General features: G+C 39.4%; 14 protein-coding genes and 1 other annotated feature. Of the genes, 4 read left to right on the forward strand and 10 right to left on the reverse strand.

Going from position 1 to position 16,586, the window contains the following annotated elements:
- Positions 1-10 precede the first annotated feature (10 nt).
- The 4 genes from NON16_RS01595 to zapA form a co-directional block, all read right to left on the reverse strand.
- Positions 11-2,368, reverse strand: a complete 2,358-nt coding sequence (locus tag NON16_RS01595) for an endonuclease MutS2 (protein WP_257346482.1) — start codon at positions 2,366-2,368, stop codon at positions 11-13.
- A 28-nt stretch (positions 2,369-2,396) separates the two neighbouring features.
- Entirely contained in the window at positions 2,397-4,109 is a 1,713-nt protein-coding gene (gene polX / locus NON16_RS01600) for a DNA polymerase/3'-5' exonuclease PolX (protein WP_257346484.1), read from the reverse strand.
- A gap of 62 nt (positions 4,110-4,171) precedes the next feature.
- Positions 4,172-4,717: a CvpA family protein gene (locus NON16_RS01605; RefSeq protein WP_257346485.1), complete on the reverse strand. Its 546-nt coding sequence runs from the start codon at positions 4,715-4,717 to the stop codon at positions 4,172-4,174.
- Between the two features lie 2 nt (positions 4,718-4,719).
- Positions 4,720-4,974 carry a cell division protein ZapA gene (gene zapA, locus NON16_RS01610; protein WP_257346487.1) on the reverse strand — a complete coding sequence of 85 codons (255 nt, stop codon included), beginning with the start codon at positions 4,972-4,974 and terminating at the stop codon, positions 4,720-4,722.
- Positions 4,975-5,241: 267 nt separating this feature from the next.
- On the opposite strand from zapA, the gene rnhC reads away from it, so the two are divergent.
- Positions 5,242-6,189 carry a ribonuclease HIII gene (gene rnhC / locus NON16_RS01615; protein WP_257346489.1) on the forward strand — a complete coding sequence of 316 codons (948 nt, stop codon included), beginning with the start codon at positions 5,242-5,244 and terminating at the stop codon, positions 6,187-6,189.
- Between the two features lie 230 nt (positions 6,190-6,419).
- Here rnhC and NON16_RS01620 read toward each other — a convergent pair whose 3' ends face one another.
- Positions 6,420-7,106 carry a DUF1295 domain-containing protein gene (locus NON16_RS01620; protein WP_257346490.1) on the reverse strand — a complete coding sequence of 229 codons (687 nt, stop codon included), beginning with the start codon at positions 7,104-7,106 and terminating at the stop codon, positions 6,420-6,422.
- 315 nt (positions 7,107-7,421) lie between these two features.
- On the opposite strand from NON16_RS01620, the gene NON16_RS01625 reads away from it, so the two are divergent.
- Positions 7,422-7,991: a TetR/AcrR family transcriptional regulator gene (locus NON16_RS01625; RefSeq protein ID WP_257346493.1), complete on the forward strand. Its 570-nt coding sequence runs from the start codon at positions 7,422-7,424 to the stop codon at positions 7,989-7,991.
- Between the two features lie 259 nt (positions 7,992-8,250).
- Positions 8,251-9,429: a styrene monooxygenase/indole monooxygenase family protein gene (locus NON16_RS01630; protein WP_257346496.1), complete on the forward strand. Its 1,179-nt coding sequence runs from the start codon at positions 8,251-8,253 to the stop codon at positions 9,427-9,429.
- Between the two features lie 90 nt (positions 9,430-9,519).
- On the opposite strand, the gene pheT is transcribed toward NON16_RS01630, so the two are convergent.
- The 3 genes from pheT to NON16_RS01645 form a co-directional block, all read right to left on the reverse strand.
- Entirely contained in the window at positions 9,520-11,952 is a 2,433-nt protein-coding gene (pheT, locus tag NON16_RS01635) for a phenylalanine--tRNA ligase subunit beta (RefSeq protein ID WP_257346498.1), read from the reverse strand.
- Between the two features lie 70 nt (positions 11,953-12,022).
- On the reverse strand, positions 12,023-13,057 hold the full coding sequence (gene pheS / locus NON16_RS01640) for a phenylalanine--tRNA ligase subunit alpha (RefSeq protein WP_257346501.1): 1,035 nt from the start codon (positions 13,055-13,057) through the stop codon (positions 12,023-12,025).
- A gap of 65 nt (positions 13,058-13,122) precedes the next feature.
- Positions 13,123-13,361 (reverse strand) — a binding site (T-box leader).
- 89 nt (positions 13,362-13,450) lie between these two features.
- Positions 13,451-14,209 (reverse strand): TrmH family RNA methyltransferase, encoded by a 759-nt coding sequence (locus tag NON16_RS01645; RefSeq protein WP_257346504.1) that lies wholly within the window; start codon positions 14,207-14,209, stop codon positions 13,451-13,453.
- Positions 14,210-14,366: 157 nt separating this feature from the next.
- Between NON16_RS01645 and sspI the strand changes: the two genes are divergently transcribed.
- Positions 14,367-14,573, forward strand: a complete 207-nt coding sequence (sspI, locus tag NON16_RS01650) for a small acid-soluble spore protein SspI (protein WP_257346506.1) — start codon at positions 14,367-14,369, stop codon at positions 14,571-14,573.
- Positions 14,574-14,840: 267 nt separating this feature from the next.
- Here the strand turns inward: sspI and NON16_RS01655 are convergent, their stop codons facing one another.
- Together NON16_RS01655 and NON16_RS01660 are read right to left on the reverse strand one after the other, a co-directional pair.
- A complete protein-coding gene (locus tag NON16_RS01655; RefSeq protein ID WP_257346509.1) occupies positions 14,841-15,926 on the reverse strand; it encodes a M42 family metallopeptidase in 1,086 nt (361 codons plus the stop codon).
- Positions 15,927-15,957: 31 nt separating this feature from the next.
- The gene (locus NON16_RS01660) at positions 15,958-16,455 is read right to left on the reverse strand and encodes a dUTP diphosphatase (RefSeq protein WP_308216566.1); all 498 of its coding nucleotides are present in this window, start codon (positions 16,453-16,455) and stop codon (positions 15,958-15,960) included.
- Positions 16,456-16,586: the final 131 nt, after the last annotated feature.

Genomic DNA, 16,586 nt, shown 5'->3' on the forward strand with positions numbered 1-16,586 from the left:
TCACCGCTTTCTATTTGAGTACCACGATTGTAACACCACTACCTCCTTCACCAGCAGCGCCCATTCTTGTCGACTTAACATTCGGATGTTCTTTTAACAACGATTGTACCCCTTTTCGGAGCGCACCCGTTCCTTTACCATGAATGACCGAAACCTGAGGGTATCCTGCAAGTAATGATTCGTCTAGAAACTTATCGACCGCCCGCATCGCATTTTCATATCGCTCGCCCCTTAAATCTAATTCGGTTTTCGTAATCGTTGATCCATGAACGCGTATAACCGGCTTTGTAGGAGCCTTCTTTTCTGCTTTTACAGGCTGTAGATCATCTTCATTCACGTTCATCTTCATTATTCCAATTTGAACTTGGTATTCCTTCTCATTAACTTTGTCAATAATATGACCTTTCTGATTGACGCTAAGTACTTTAACCTCTTCACCAGGTTTTAAATTTTGCGTGATGGGCTTCTTTCGTTCTAGTGACGACTTTGATTTCGATGTAAGCATAGGATCCGCATCTTCAAGGCGTTTTTGTGCCTCAATGAGTTTATGTTCTTTTACGGTTCCATGTTCCTTTTGATATTGTCTTAATTCTTTAATTATTTCATCTGCTTCTTTACGAGCCTTTTCAATTGCGTTTTGAGCTACTTGTTCAGCTTCTGTATAGAGTTTGTTCTTCGTTTGTTCATATTCCTGAAGCCTGTCCTCAAGGTCTTTCTTCAACTGTTTTGCTTCCTCATTGATCGATGCAGCGTTAACACGTTCAAGCTCTGCTTGCTTTTGAGCATCTTCCAATGAGGCTATCATGAGATCAATCTTATTGTTATCTTCACTAATATGAGATTTTGCATCCTCTATTACCTTTTCCCCTAAACCAATGCGCCTTGATATCTCAAATGCATTACTTCTTCCAGGAACTCCTATTAACAAACGATAGGTGGGTCTTAAAGTTTCAACGTCAAATTCGACACTAGCATTCATAACCCCATCCCTGTTATAAGCATATGCCTTTAGCTCGCTGTAATGGGTCGTAGCAATGATTCTTGAGCCTCTTTCATACACATAGTCAAGTATTGATATCGCTAGCGCTGCTCCCTCAGTTGGATCTGTACCAGCACCAAGCTCATCAAAAAGGACAAGGGATTTGAAGTTGATTTGATCTAAAATCTGCACGATGTTGGTCATATGTGAAGAGAAGGTGCTAAGACTCTGTTCAATCGATTGTTCGTCTCCAATATCGGCAAAGATGGACTCGAAAACAGTAACTTCAGACTCCTCTTCCGCAGGTATTTGAATTCCGGATTGTGCCATTATAGCAATTAAACCAATTGTTTTTAAGGTGACGGTTTTCCCACCCGTATTCGGACCCGTAATAACAAGAGAATTATAGTCTCCACCCAATTCGACATCAATTGGAACAACTTCTTCTGCTGGGATAAGCGGATGACGGGCTTTCTTGAGCTTCACGTATTGGTTATCATTGATCAATGGTTTTGTGGCCTTTATAGAATGACTATATCGAGCTTTTGCAAAAATAAAGTCTATTTCAGCTAATACTTCTACATTGTGTAATAAAATATCCGCATCTTCTGCTACACGTTCCGTTAACTGACGTAGTATTCGTTGTATCTCTTGGTACTCTTTATTTTTCGCTTCCTTTAACTGATTATTAATCGTCACAACAGATTGGGGTTCAATAAATAGCGTTGCTCCTGACGCTGATTGATCATGTATCATCCCACCAAAAGAACTGCGATACTCTTGCTTTACAGGAATTACGTACCGATCGTTTCGAATCGTTACGATTGTATCAGAAAGCATCTTCTGTGATTTCGATGATCGGATAATTGATTCAAGCTTTTCACGAATTCTACTTTCAAAGCTTCTAAGCTGCTGACGTATCGTTTTTAAGGTTGAACTAGCAGAATCGAGAACTGCCCCATTATCATCAATACATAAGTTGATTTCTTGCTCAAGATCTGTCAATGGAACGATTTGACCGGTAAAATTCGCTAGTATTGGAAGGTCGATCTCATCCTCAAGAAGTCCTTCAATAAATCGTTTGAATCGGCGGCCACCATAGATTGTCGTTGAAATGTCCACCAGTTCTTCTGGATTAAGGATTCCACCAATTTCCGATCGCTTAATCGAAGACCGTATGTCACGAATTCCTCCAAGTGGTACATGTCCTTTTAATCGTAATACTTGAACACCTTCGTCTGTGCTATTTTGTTGATGCTTTACATCTTCTATTGTTGTCCACGGTACAAGTTTATTGATTTTTTCCTTACCCAATGATGAGGAGACATGTCCTAGTAGTTGCTCTTTTATCTTCGTGTATTCTAAAACTCTTAGAATCCGTTCGTTCACGAGTATAGCCTCCTGTATTTATTGAAAATTACTGACCACGTGCTAGAAAGGCACGAAAGTCTTTGAGATTATAGGTATTTATGACGTTTTCTTTTTTTAGAAACGCTTTTTGTGCAACCCCAACTCCTATATCCATATGATCTAACGTATCCCGGACATGGGCATCTGTATTAATGGCGATCTTGACACCTTTGTTTTGTGCTATTTCCAACCATTCTGGGGCAAGATCAAGTCGATTTGGATTGGCATTTAATTCAAGAGCTGTTTTCGTTTCAGCCGCTTTATCAATTAGTTTCTCAATATTGACAGCATAACCCTTACGCCTACCTAACAACCGGCCCGTTGGATGAGCAATCATATCGACATGTGGATTATTCAGTGCTGCATCTAGCCGTTTCATTATAGTTGCTTCATCCTGTGAAAAGGACGAATGGATGGATGCGATTACAAAATCCAGTTCCGCTAACAATGAATCTTCATAATCGAGTGAGCCATCTGGTAAAATGTCCATTTCAATACCAGAAAGGATCGTAAAATCATCCCACTTTTCATTTACACGCTCAATTTCCTTGCGCTGATTTCGAATTTGCTCAGGGGTTAACCCATTTGCCACCCGAAGGAACTGCGAGTGATCGGTAATAACAACGTAGGAATACCCCATTCCTCTAGCCGCTCCTGCCATTTCTTCAATCGAGTTTGCTCCGTCGCTCCATGTCGTATGCATATGGAGATCACTCTGAATATCATGCCTTTGAAGAATCGCCACTGTTTGTTGAAATCGATCAAGCTCTTCTTGGCCCGAACGCAGCTGTGGTGGTATATAATTTAGACCAAAATGGGCGAAAAAGTCCCCTTCATTCCCAAAGGTTTTAACTTCCCCCGTCTCGGTTTTTTCAACCCCATACTCACTAATTTTTTCAGAACGCTGTTTCGCGATCTGGCGAAGTTTAACATTATGTTCTTTCGACCCAGTAAAATGATGAAGAGTTGTTGCAAACTCGTCCGGTTTTACTAGTCGGAAGTCTACTGAAATATCATAGTCGTAGGTTACAACTAGAGATACCTTCGTTGTCCCGGCCGCTATACTATCCGTAACATTCTCTAGTTGCATAAGTGATTCTGCAACCTGTTCGGGAGACTTTGTGCTTATAATAAAATCAATATCCTTGATTGTTTCACTTAACCTTCTTAGGCTACCCGCTCGAGAAAATTGGTCAATTTGATCTATATTTGCTAGTTGGGCTTCTATCACTTCGGCTACTGGCAGCATCATCGCAATTGGAAGCCGCTCAGGTCTAGAGCCGAATTCTTCAATCGATGCTAAAATTTTCTCTTCTGTTTTATTACCGAATCCTTGAAGTGCTTGAACTTTATTTTGTTCACAAGCTTCTTTCAGCGATTGGAGATCAGTCACATTAAGGTCATGATAGAGCTTCGCGATTTTTTTACCACCAAGTCCTTGTAGGTTCAATAGAGCAAGTAAGCCATTTGGTAATTCTTCCTTCAAATCAATCAGCAGAGAAGATTGACCCGTTTCCATAACTTCCTCTATCACAGACAGCGTAGCCTTACCAATCCCTTTCAATTGTGAAATATCACCGATTTCATCAATCGTTCTTGAGTCACTCTCGAGCGCTTGAGCAGCTCGACGATACGCTGAAACCTTAAAGCTATTTTCACCTTTTATCTCTAAGTAAAGAGCAATTTGCTCAAGGATTTTAATGATTTGTTTCTTGTTCATATGTACTTCCTCCATGTAGGTATAAACGTGAAAAAGGATAAGTATCCCCTTATCCCTTCAGATCACACTTTTGTATTTATTTCAGCGATCCAAATTTCACGAATTTTTTCTGAAAAGACGGGAGTATGTTCGACCATTGCCTTCGCTATAAGAGACCCCTCCATTGCACTTTGAACAGAAGTCATTGGAACGAGTGCAGCAATATAAAGGAACAGGAAAATCACAAGATAGACTTCCACAAAACCTAACACACCGCCAAGCCAGCCGTTTACTGTTCGGAGTATTGGCAAGTCTGCAAGAAAGTCCAACATCGAACCTAGTATATGCAGAAGAATTTTCATTCCAAAAAAGAGCATCGCGAAAGCAATCGCTCGATAGTATGCATCCTCCAAAAATCCAGAATTCATAAACATAGATAAACTACCTTCTGGAACCGTTGGATAGGGTATCCATAAGCGTAAACGTGGTGCCAACTCATCAAAGTACAAATATGCAATAATGAATGAAGCTATGAAACCTGTAAGATGTACAAGTTGAAGAACTAATCCCCTTTTAAGCCCAATCAAAAAACCCACAATCAAAACAACAATAAGTATTAAATCAACCATCCTTAATCCTCTTTCTTATTCTCTAATTGTTTGACCCGTTCTTGTAATTTTAAATAATCATCTACGATATTAACAGCTGTCAGGACCGCTAACTGCTTCGCATCAAGACTATTACTCTGTTGACGTATCTCTCTCATTTTATCATCAACAATTGATGCAACTTTATGGACATGAGCAGGTCCTTCAGCACCGATTATTGTATAATGCTGCCCATATATATGTACAGTTGTTCGCTTTTTGTTATTAACGTTAGACACCCAAAAGCCTCCTAACTCATAAATACCTAATCTATATCTTAACATGAACCTGATCGAATGGGAACAAAGAGCCTGTTCATTTTACATATCTTAGCCTGTACAATTAATTCCGAAAAGATCACAACTCATTTCAGATGATAAATTGCTGAAAAGAACATGGAAGTTCATTATAATAAGGAGTATATCCATCCTGTTCACATGTTTCAATAAATATACAATTTCAACATAATAGTCGTATAAATAAATCGAAAAAGAAAGAGGTAAATAATGGCACATGCAGTACTAAAGCTTTCAAAAGAACAACTTTCACAGCTTCAAAGTGAATATAAAGCCTTCCTACAAGATAAGGTTCCACAAGGGGGACAATTTGTTGCAAAGGTAAGTGGATGCACCATTACAGCATATCGTTCTGGTAAAGTTCTCTTTCAGGGGGCTGCAGCAGAACAAGAATCAGCTAAATGGAGTAAAGATGTGATCAAAAACAAACCAGTTATCGAAAAGCGAAAGCGTAAAACCCATAATCATCTACCACCAGAAACGATTACTTCAATGTCAATTATTGGATCTGACGAAGTCGGAACCGGTGATTTTTTCGGTCCGATAACGGTGGTTGCTGCTTATGTTTCAAAAGAAAATATGGCGCTTGTAAAGGAACTGGGTGTCAAAGATTCGAAAATGTTAAAAGATCCACAAATTATTAAGATTGCTAAGGATTTACTTCGAGTAATTCCGTATAGTCTAATGGTATTACATAACGAGAAATACAATCAATTACAAAGCAAAGGAGCGACGCAAGGTAAAATGAAGGCGATGCTTCACCATCAAGCAATCGATAATGTGATGAAAAAACTTCCAGATGATTCAAATTTAGAAGGTGTATTAATCGACCAATTTTGTGAGCCTGGCGTTTATTTCCGTCATACAAAAAGCAGTGCCAATACAGAAATCCCCTACTTCTTTGAAACAAAAGCAGAAAGTCTTCACTTGTCGGTTGCTGCTGCCTCCATTATTGCTCGCTATGCTTTCTTAAAAAAGATGGATGAAATATCAGAGAAAACAGGAGTAACGATTCCAAAAGGGGCTGGATCTCATGTTGATGAAGCAGCCGCTAAAATTATCCTGAAGCATGGAATAGGAGATTTGGAACAAATTACGAAGGCGCATTTTGCAAACACAAAAAAAGCATTGATACTAGCTGAAAAAAGAAGAAAATAATAATAGTTGGCGTTCAGATGAAACCTACTCTTACTGGTATAGGTTATGGTTCTAAATTTATTAATGCCATCGTAGAGCAAGGAAGAAGTTTATTAAACTTTAAATACCGATCTGTTCGAAAACAGCCTTTATAAAAAACGAGCTTGTATTTCATTTTCAGGCTCGTTTCGTATTACTACCACAACAACCGATACCCGTTAAAATCGTTGCGTAGTCAATATAAATATCATCTAATAAATAAAGGGGATCAACTTCTTCGTCGACTTTTTATATACGATAAAAGCCTTACCGTATTTATTTTCCAAATATCTATCTAGAACCGGTATATTATAAAAAACAAATAGGCAAATCAGAAGTATAGGTATCAACAAGGCCCACGGTTGCCGAGTCACCAACGCTAGCGCGGTTACCCATAACACATCTCCGAAATAGTTAATGTGCATTGAATAGTAGAATAATCCTTCCATGTATAGTTTACCTTTGTTATCTGGGTTCTTTTTCCAACGGTCTCTTCCCCATTCCGAAGCCGTATTCATCCAAGACCCTATTAAAAACACCAAAATAAAAAAGATATCCGAGATTGACAGAGGGGCTCCTGTGCTTAGGCTGAATAGAGAAAAGCCAATGTAATACAACCCAAAAGCAATAGGGATACTAATCGCCTCCTCCCATGAAATCGATCGTTTTAACAAATAAAATATCGTGAATATCATTCTGAAATAAACAATAACGAAGAGACAAAATAACACGATTTGACGAGGTTCATTTCCTTGTCCAAAATTCCACCCCCACCAGTTAAGCAACATTTTTTCTCCCCCAAAGAGAAGCCATCCTGCTATAGCGAGTATGACTGTTTGTAAGATAAATAACACCAAACGCTGAGGGATAGATTTTCCTTGAGATTGATATAGCTTCATACAATTCATCTCCCTCTGAAATAAAAATTTTGAAATGTAAAATTGATTTTATTTCATAATTATTATATGCTTTTGAAATCGAATACACCAGAAGTTTTGAAATAAATGTGGCTAAATATTTCAAAAGTGTTATTGTATATAGTGCGTGTTCAAAAAGGAGGACAAAAAGAGCCGAGAAGTTCAAGGCGTGAAAATCTCGAGGACCAGAACGTATGCTATTAATACGTGAGGACCGGAGAGATCGAACAACGAAGAAGTTCGACAGCTATTTTTCCCGGACTTTTTGAACAACCTCATATAGAGAGGTGAAGTCCTTTGAACGGATTTGAACAGAGAAAGGAAATTAAAAAATCACAAATACGCCATGCTGCACTTAAGTTATTAACAGAGTTAGAAAAGGTCTCGATAACAGACATTGCACATATGGCCGAAGTATCCCAAGTAAGCATCTATAACTACTTCGGAAGTAAAGAGGCACTCTTGATAGACATAATGAAAGATTACATGGAGAAAGCAATAACCGAGTACGAAATTTTTTTAACAAAGAACGTACCATTCCCAGAAATAATTAAAGCCATTATGATTAAAGAAAACGAGATTCTCGGTTTAATGAATGCCTGTTTAAAACAGAACATCGAAGACAATGCGTTTACGGAAATGGTAGAGGAGTTTCAAAAGCAGCGACTGATCCCTTTTTTCTCTAAATTGATGGAACTGGGTAGAGAGCTGGGCTATATGGAACCAGATATAAAAATTTCTGACCTTCTTTTCTATTTTTCCATGTACCAAAAGGAAATGCTCCATTTATCGAAGGGGCGGGTTTCTATCTCAGAGGAAAGGCTCGTCCACCTTTTCTTTTATGGGCTAATCGGAAGACCTAAGTAAGGATTTATAATCAGTGTTCTATTAGTACGTGTTCAAAAGGAGGATAAAAAGAGCCGAGAAGTTCGACTAAACCCATCACGTCCTGTGATAACGTCGAACTGACTAACATCCTGTTAGCCTCCGGACTTTTGAACAACCTCTATTATTAAATTAATTAATTCGTCTCATTTACATTACACTTCTTTCTAAATAAAATGAGAAAAGCTAGCACATAATCTCTCATCGACTTGGCTACTAAAAAACTAAAGGGGCGAGAATTTTGAAAAAGCAAATATGTATCATTGGCAGTGGCACAACAGGTCTACACCTAGCTTACGCTCTCAAGGAAGAATTTGATGTTACTGTTATTCACTCAAGCTCACCGGATGAGATCCGAAATGGGCGGGTAATGTCTACTCAAGTACATTTCGGCTCAACAATTACACGCGAAAACCGTTTTAATATGCCGAAATGGGAAGATAATGATCCTATTAGGAGCATCCATATTACGATTGGAGATCAAAAATTATTTGTGGGACTGTTGGACGAGCCCGCATTGTCTGTTGACCAGCGCCTCTACTTTTCACATTGCATGAAAGATCTTGAAAGTAAAGGAGTCTCTTTCCGTCTCCTTAAGGTAGATAAAGAGGAGTTAGAAAGAGTGATAGACAAGTTTGATTTAGTAATTGATTGTACAGGAAAATCGGGACCTCTTCTTCCTTTTCCAATTGAAGAGGAGCTGTCTCCTTTTCAAGTACCACAACGAAAATGTATTGTTGGGTATTTTGTAGGGATAAAGCCAAATAATCCTGTTGGTGTAAGCGTGACGGTTCTTCCTGAAGTAGGTGAAATGTTCGAAATACCTGCTATCACAGAACACGGCCCGGTTACGATACTGTTCATCATGGCAATACCGGGTAGAGATTTAGATTTATTTAAAGGAATAAAGCACGCAAATGAGTTTACGGATCAAATAAAAAGTGTAACGCATAAGTATTTTCCCGACATCCACGAACGCATCGATAAAAAAGGTTTCGCCCTATCTGATGACCAAGGTTTCCTTCAAGTTGCCATTAATCCAGTCATTAGAAAACCTTACGTAACCTTTAAAAATAAGCTAGTAATTGGTTGTGGCGATAGTGTTTTCCTTAATGACCCTATCACCGGTCAGGGATGTAACCTTTCTTCTTATTGCGCAGAACAATTATACGAGAGTTTGATTCAATATAAGCATTCCAGATGGGATACACAACTTGGAGAGACATATTGGAATCGAACAAAACCTTTTGTAAAAGAAGTAACGGAATGGACAAATGCGATGACCCAGGCACTTCCACAGCATGTGGTTCAAACGTTATTAGAGGGTGCACAGGATCAAACGAAAGCAGATAAAGTTGCCCAATGGTTTGCAGATCCAAGTAGGGCACACGAAGCTTTTTTTCAGAAAGCCTCAACCTGAAAATACTAAAAAGTAAAAAGCATGTGAATTTCGTTACGAATTCACATGCTTTTTTAGTTATGAAGTATCTACAGAATAACCTTTTCTCGATTATCCGCGCATTTCTGCCTTAAACTTATCTTTTACATAGTCAAGTACTTTCGAATGTACCTTCGTAACATCTTCATCCGTTAGCGTTCGTTCCGGATCAAAATAGGTTAATGAATAGGCAACCGATTTTTTTCCTTCTTCCATTCGTTCCCCTTCATAAAGGTCAAAGATCGATACACTCTTTAACAGTTTACCGCCAGCAGCTTTAATCCCGTTTTTTACATCTCCAGCTTGGATATCCTGATCAAGGACCAGTGCAATATCTCGCGTGATCGATGGATATCTTGGTAGTGGCTCAAAGAATACAGGATTCACTTCTGCATTGAATAAAAGATCAAGCTCGAGTTCGAATATAAACGTTTCTTTAATATCCCATTCCTTTTGATCACCAGGATGAAGCTGACCCACAACACCGATTTGTTTCCCATCTAGGAGAATTATTGCTGTTCGGCCTGGATGAAACCCTTTACGCTTCGCCTGTTCAAATTCGATTCGATTTTCTAAACCTAATAAAGCAAACAATCCGTCAAGTATGCCTTTTACAACATAAAAGTCAACAACTTTCTTTTCACTTTGCCATGGATGTGTCTGCCATAAACCAGATAATGCCCCTGCTAACTTTTGATGTTCATTTGGAAGTTCCTGCAATTCGGAATTCTTTGCAAGGTAGGTTGAACCCACTTCATAAACGGCTACATCATTCATTTGGCGATTTTGATTGTATTGAACAACCTCAAGAAGTTGTGGGATAAGTGTTCTACGTAATACAGTACGTTCTTCACTCATCGGCATTGAAACCGAAACAAAACTTGGTTCTTCATCTGTTTCAAGCCCGTGATAACGATTTGCCTTTCCTGCTGTTGTCAACGAATACGTGACCGCTTGGAATAGACCTGTGCTCTCAAAGTAACGACGGACTTTCCTTCTTTTTTTCTGAGCAGTTGTTAACGATCCTTGAGTGGTAGAGCCGTCAGGAAGCGTTGTCGGAATAGCATCATAACCATAAATTCTACCAATTTCTTCAATCAAATCCTCTTCAAGTGTAATATCTGGGCGTCTCGTTGGGACTTCTACGTTGAAAAGATCCTCTTCAAGATCATAGTTAAAGTCTAAACGTTTGAAGAATAATTGAACTTCCTCTGTTTTTATAGTCGTTCCAAGCACTTTATTTGCTCGACTGACGCTTACAGATACTTCTTCACAATCAACATATCGACCACCGGATTCCACAATTCCTTCAAGTACTTCTCCACCTGCTAGCTCCACCATTAACTGCGCGGCACGATTTGCAGCTTCATACACACGATTTCGATCTAGTCCTTTTTCAAATCTGGTAGAGGATTCACTTCGGAGTCCTAAGTCCTTTGATGCAAGACGGACAATAGAAGGATTAAAATAAGCTGCTTCAAGTAAGATCGCCGTTGTCTTATCAGTAACTTCAGAATCAGCTCCACCCATTACACCAGCGACAGCGACTGGAACGTTTCCATTCGTTATTACTAGGTGTTCACCCTTCAATGTTCTCTTTTGATCATCAAGGGTCACCATTTGTTCTCCATCTTTTGCTCGACGAACTAAAATCTCTTTTGAGCCAAATTGATCATAATCAAAGGCATGCAACGGTTGTCCGTATTCGATCAAAACGTAGTTCGTAATATCGACTATATTATTAATCGGTCGAATTCCAGAAGAAATTAAACGGTTTTGTAGCCACGTTGGCGAAGGTCTTACTTGAATATTACGAATCACTTTCGCACTATAGTATGGATTATCTTCTTGATTTTCGACATTTACTGAAATATAATCAGCAGCCGTTTCGCTTTGTTCTTTGAATTCAGGCTTTTGAAAATAAACCTTTCTATCCAATACCGCTGCTACTTCATAGGCTACACCGATCATATTCAAGCAATCTGCTCGGTTTGGAGTTAACCCTAATTCTAATATGTGGTCATCTAAGTTCAAATAACCAAGTGCATCGCTTCCGACAATTGCTTCATCAGAAAGAACGTAAATTCCATCTGCGAACTCTTTCGGAACCATTTTCGGATCAACACCAAGCTCTTCGAGTGAACAAATCATTCCTTGAGATGCTTCTCCTCTTAGCTTGGCTTTTTTTATTTTAAAATTACCTGGGAGAACTGCCCCTATTGTAGCAACAGCAACCTTTTGACCTGCAGCTACGTTCGGTGCACCACAAATAATCTGAGCTGGTTCAGCATCTCCAATATTCACTTTACATAGATTAAGCTTGTCTGCGTTTGGGTGCTGCTCACACGTTTCGACATAGCCGACTAGGACACCATTTATTCCTTCATTTAGCGCTTGGACCCCTTCTACTTCAATCCCGCCTTTAGTCATAAGGTCTGCGAGTTCATGTGGGTCTACACCTTCTAAATCAACATATTGTTTGAGCCAGTTATAGGATACTAGCATTTTTTCCACTCCTTTTATGAAGATGTTCAGTAAATCACCGAATGAATAACGATAACGATTGATCCGGTACTTATGAACGGTTAAATTGTTGTAAGAAACGAAGGTCATTCGCATAGAAATGACGAATATCCTCAATGCCATATTTCAACATCGCAATCCGTTCCGGGCCCATTCCAAATGCAAAACCAGTGTATACTTTGGGATCAAAACCAGCCATTTCAAGAACATTCGGATGGACCATTCCTGCCCCGAGGATTTCGATCCAGCCCGTACGCTTACAGATCGGGCACCCTTTCCCGTTACACTTAAAACATGAAACATCCACTTCTACGGAAGGTTCAGTAAATGGGAAAAAGCTTGGGCGAAGACGAATTTCCCGCTCTTCTCCAAACAACTTTTGAGCAAAAGTTGTTAATATCCCCTTTAAATCACTCATTCGTACATTTTCATCAACCATTAGGCCTTCAATTTGCATAAATTGATGAGAGTGTGTGGCATCATCGGTGTCACGTCGGTAAACCTTACCGGGACTAATGATTTTCACTGGTCCCTTACCTTTATGTCTTTCCATCGTTCTTGCTTGTACAGGTGAGGTTTGTGTTCTTAATAGAAAGTCCTCAGTAATAAAAAAGGAATCCTGCATATCTCTTGCCGGGTGATTTTTCGGTAAGTTTAGTGCTTCAAAGTTATAATAATCTGTTTCAACTTCTGGCCCTTCCGCAACCGAAAATCCCATACCGATAAACAAGTCCTCAATCTCTTCGATTACTGCCGTCAATGGATGTGCATTCCCTTTACGAATAGGTCGACCTGGTAAAGTTACATCAATCGTTTCGTTTGCAAGCTGCTCATCGAGTTTCGCTCTTTCTAATTTTTTTATGTTTTCATCAAGTTTCGAAGTAATTGCCTCACGGACATCATTTGCTAGTTGCCCCATTTTTGGACGTTCATCTGCCGGAAGCTGCCCCATTCCTCTTAAAACTTCAGTTATAGGTCCTTTTTTACCTAAATACTGGACACGAATATCCTGTAATTCTTTTAGCGATGAAGCGTGCTCGATTTTTTCAATTGCTTCGGTTTGCAGTGTGATTAAACGGTCCTGCATAGTCGTTTCCTCCTTTATGGACTTTCCATTTAAAATTAAGTGCAAATAAAAAAACCTTCCTCCCATAAAGGGACGAAGATTCGCGTTACCACCCTATTTAAAGACCAAACGTACTTGGTCAATCACTTCATTCTTCTAACGGTTTCCCGGCACAATCTTAGCCCATCGCCTAAAAGCCGACCAGTGTTCGAAAGGCAACTCCAGAGTGAATTCCATTATATTAACCATAAGTGTGCTTCCAGTCTTAGACACACTCTCCCTCAATGGCTATTAATAATGTACTACTTTCCTTCATCGTTATTTTTACTATATTTAGTTGAATTTAAATGGAATTTACCTTCTCTTGTAGTTATTATATAAGATTCAACTTGGTTCCTGCAACTATTGCCATAACTAATTTTGCTTTAATCCATATAAAAGAATTCCTGCAGCTACGGCTACATTAAGGGATTCTGCTTTGCCATAAATCGGTACAAATAAGTTTTTGTTTGTTTTCTTAAGTAATTCAGTCGTTACCCCGTTTGCTTCGTTCCCTAATAATAATGCAAAACCATGTGGAATGTTTTCATTTGTATATGGAACTCCTCCTTGTAATGAAGTTCCGTAAACAATCACATCCTCACGTTGAAAGCGATCGATCCACTTCTCTAGCTGATCTGTGATTACCGCAATATGAAATAATGATCCTTGTGTCGATCGCAACACTTTACTGTTATGTAAATCAACTGTCCCAGGACCTAGAATGATACCATCAACACCAGCACTGTCGGCCGTTCGGATTATGGTTCCAAGGTTTCCAGGATCCTGAATACCATCGATTAAAAGATAAGTTCCTTGCGGGTTGATCTCAAAAGGTTTCTTTTCAATCTCGACAATAGCAATTACCCCTTGAGGAGATTCAGTATCAGACAGCTCTTTAATAACCGAGCTCGTAACTACCCATGTTGTAATATCCCCCGTGTGCCAGTTCGTAGGAATCCGAAACGATTCATCAGTGATTAAATTCGAGATAGCTGCATGATGCAACAACGCTTCTTCAACAAGGTGTGGCCCTTCTATAAGATAAGCATTCGCTTTTTCTCTACCCTTTTTACTGTTTAACTTTTTCCATTCCTTTACTCGACCATTTTTTGGAGAGGTAATCCGATTCATTCATTTCAATCCTTTTACGTGTATTTGACCGTCCGTTCTAAACATTGTTATTATACGTGAATTCCATACATAATCCAATTTTATCTGATGAATACTATAAGAACTGCAAACACTATATTTATAACTTACCAAAATCATGACAAATGAGGTGATTAAGTTGGATTTGAACTTAAGAAAAGCAATCTTAGCAAATGTTTCTGGTAACAATCGTGAACAGCTTGAGAGTACGATATTAGAAGCGATCCAAAGCGGGGAGGAAAAAATGCTTCCTGGTCTTGGTGTTTTATTTGAGGTTATCTGGCAACATTCAGACGAACAAGAAAAAGATGAAATGTTAGAAACGTTATCATCTGGGCTTCAATAATTTTAGAAAAGCGCAAGCGCTCTGTTTAGCCCCGAAGGTCACTGGAAGGCCAACGAGGAGGCTCGGCCCAAACAAGTTCGGTCCTGCGTGGGAATATACATGGAGTACTTCAGTGTGTTGCCGCCGCAGGAGGACTGAAGTGATCAAGGGGTTGGGCGCTGGAGCTAGACATTACATCAATGCAGTAAAATTTTATACTTTCTTATCTTTACAGAATAAGGAAGGGGCTGTTCAAGGTTTATTTAACCTTTTGTGCAGCCCCTCTCCTTATGGTTTAATTAAATCTTTGACTGTTTTTTCATCCAGTCCCCTAATAATCTCAACAACTAACGTTACTGCATTTTCATAGTCATCCCTGTGTATCATTGAAGCGTGCGTATGAAGATAACGTGTTGCAATTGTAATAGAAAGGGCTGGTACTCCAGCATGACTAATATGAATGGTTCCCGCGTCGGTTCCACCACCAGCGGTCGTGTCTAACTGGTAAGGGATTTTCTTTTTCTCAGCTACATTCAGTACGTATTCACGTAACCCTCTATGTGCTAACGTTCGTGCATCATACAGTATAATTTGTGGCCCCTCCCCCAAGCTTGAAATTGCATCTCGATCTGTTACCCCAGGTGTATCCCCAGGAATCCCCGTATCGATAGCAAATGCAATATCAGGTTCAATGAGGTGTGCTGCTGTCTTCGCCCCTCTAAGACCAACTTCTTCTTGTACAGTACCTACTCCATAAATCGTATTCGGGTGGTGACCATCTTTAAGCTGTCTAAACGCATCGATAACAATTGCGCAGCCAACCCGATTATCGAATGCTTTTGCTAGCAGCATTTTTGGATTACTCATGACTGTAAATTCAAAATAGGGTACAACGGAGTCACCTGGATGAACACCGGTTTTCATAGCTTCATCACGGTCACTCGCACCGATATCAATATACATGTCTTTGATGGGAACTGGCTTCTTGCGTGCTTCAGGTGACAAAATATGTGGAGGCTTTGATCCAATAATACCTGTTACGTTTCCGCTTTTCGTCATAATCGTAACACGCTGGGCCAATAAGACCTGACCCCACCAACCACCGACTGGCTGAAACCTTAGAAAACCTTTATCGTCGATCCGTGTAACCATAAAACCGACTTCATCTAGATGTCCTGCTATCATTATTTTCGGACCATCTGCTGATCCTTTTTTCTTGGCAATAATGCTTCCTAAATTATCATAAAAGATCTCGTCGGCAAATGGTTCAATGTATGTTTTCATTACCTCACGAGGCTCCGCTTCTTCCCCTGAAATCCCTCTCGCATCCGTTAACTCTTTTAACATCGATAACGTTTCATCCAGCTTTTTCATACAATACCTCCTGATGTTCTATCGTGATGCGTTAATAGCCTTGATCCTGTCGCGAATGATTCACCTCGTTTTTGAAAAGATAAGCATTTTCCACATCTTCAGCAGTAAATCCCAGAATTCGCCCGATCACTAAGTAGTCTTCCATTAATTGAACAAATTTATTGACATCGTGATCCTTTTCTAATAGCTGAATATCGTTATAAACGTCTAAAAAGGCTTGTATAAGTCCATCATATTGTTCGTCTTTAATTGTTATAGTTGCAGGCAGCTTATAACCCTTTGTTATCCCAATCGACAACACAAAATGTAAACCATCAACGAATTCTTCAAGAATAACTTCTTTGCTTGAAGGTGGTTTAGAACTCCAAAACTTAAAACAGCGCGTTTCATTTGCAAGCTCACCAACCTCCACAAGTAAGGCTAGGATTTTTTCTGTAAAAAGATCCTTTTCCTCAAGAGCATGTTCTCGTTCAATTCGTCGGTCAAGCTCGTCCTGCATGTTGTAAAATGGTTTTAGATTCAGCTTCATTTATGTAACCCCTTCCGAAATGTTACCTACAGTATAACATTTGAACAACTAAAGGCCCCGCAGATGATCGCCTTAGTAACGTGTAAAAAAGAAAAAGACTAACGGATAGAAAGGAAGCTTCACCTCCATAA

Origin of the sequence: Pseudalkalibacillus decolorationis, assembly GCF_024609785.1 — a bacterium.
GTDB classification, from domain to species: domain Bacteria; phylum Bacillota; class Bacilli; order Bacillales; family Fictibacillaceae; genus Pseudalkalibacillus; species Pseudalkalibacillus decolorationis.

Excerpts from the sequence above, each read along its gene's own strand:
- NON16_RS01655 (WP_257346509.1), bottom strand. The coding sequence starts at position 15,926 with ATGAAAAAGCTGGATGAAACGTTATCGATGTTAAAAGAGTTAACGGAT.
- NON16_RS01660 (WP_308216566.1), bottom strand. The coding sequence starts at position 16,455 with ATGAAGCTGAATCTAAAACCATTTTACAACATGCAGGACGAGCTTGAC.
- NON16_RS01620 (WP_257346490.1), bottom strand. The coding sequence starts at position 7,106 with ATGAAGCTATATCAATCTCAAGGAAAATCTATCCCTCAGCGTTTGGTG.
- NON16_RS01645 (WP_257346504.1), bottom strand. The coding sequence starts at position 14,209 with ATGAATCGGATTACCTCTCCAAAAAATGGTCGAGTAAAGGAATGGAAA.
- NON16_RS01605 (WP_257346485.1), bottom strand. The coding sequence starts at position 4,717 with ATGGTTGATTTAATACTTATTGTTGTTTTGATTGTGGGTTTTTTGATT.
- pheT (WP_257346498.1), bottom strand. The coding sequence starts at position 11,952 with ATGCTAGTATCCTATAACTGGCTCAAACAATATGTTGATTTAGAAGGT.
- polX (WP_257346484.1), bottom strand. The coding sequence starts at position 4,109 with ATGAACAAGAAACAAATCATTAAAATCCTTGAGCAAATTGCTCTTTAC.
- rnhC (WP_257346489.1), top strand. The coding sequence starts at position 5,242 with ATGGCACATGCAGTACTAAAGCTTTCAAAAGAACAACTTTCACAGCTT.
- pheS (WP_257346501.1), bottom strand. The coding sequence starts at position 13,057 with ATGCAGGACCGTTTAATCACACTGCAAACCGAAGCAATTGAAAAAATC.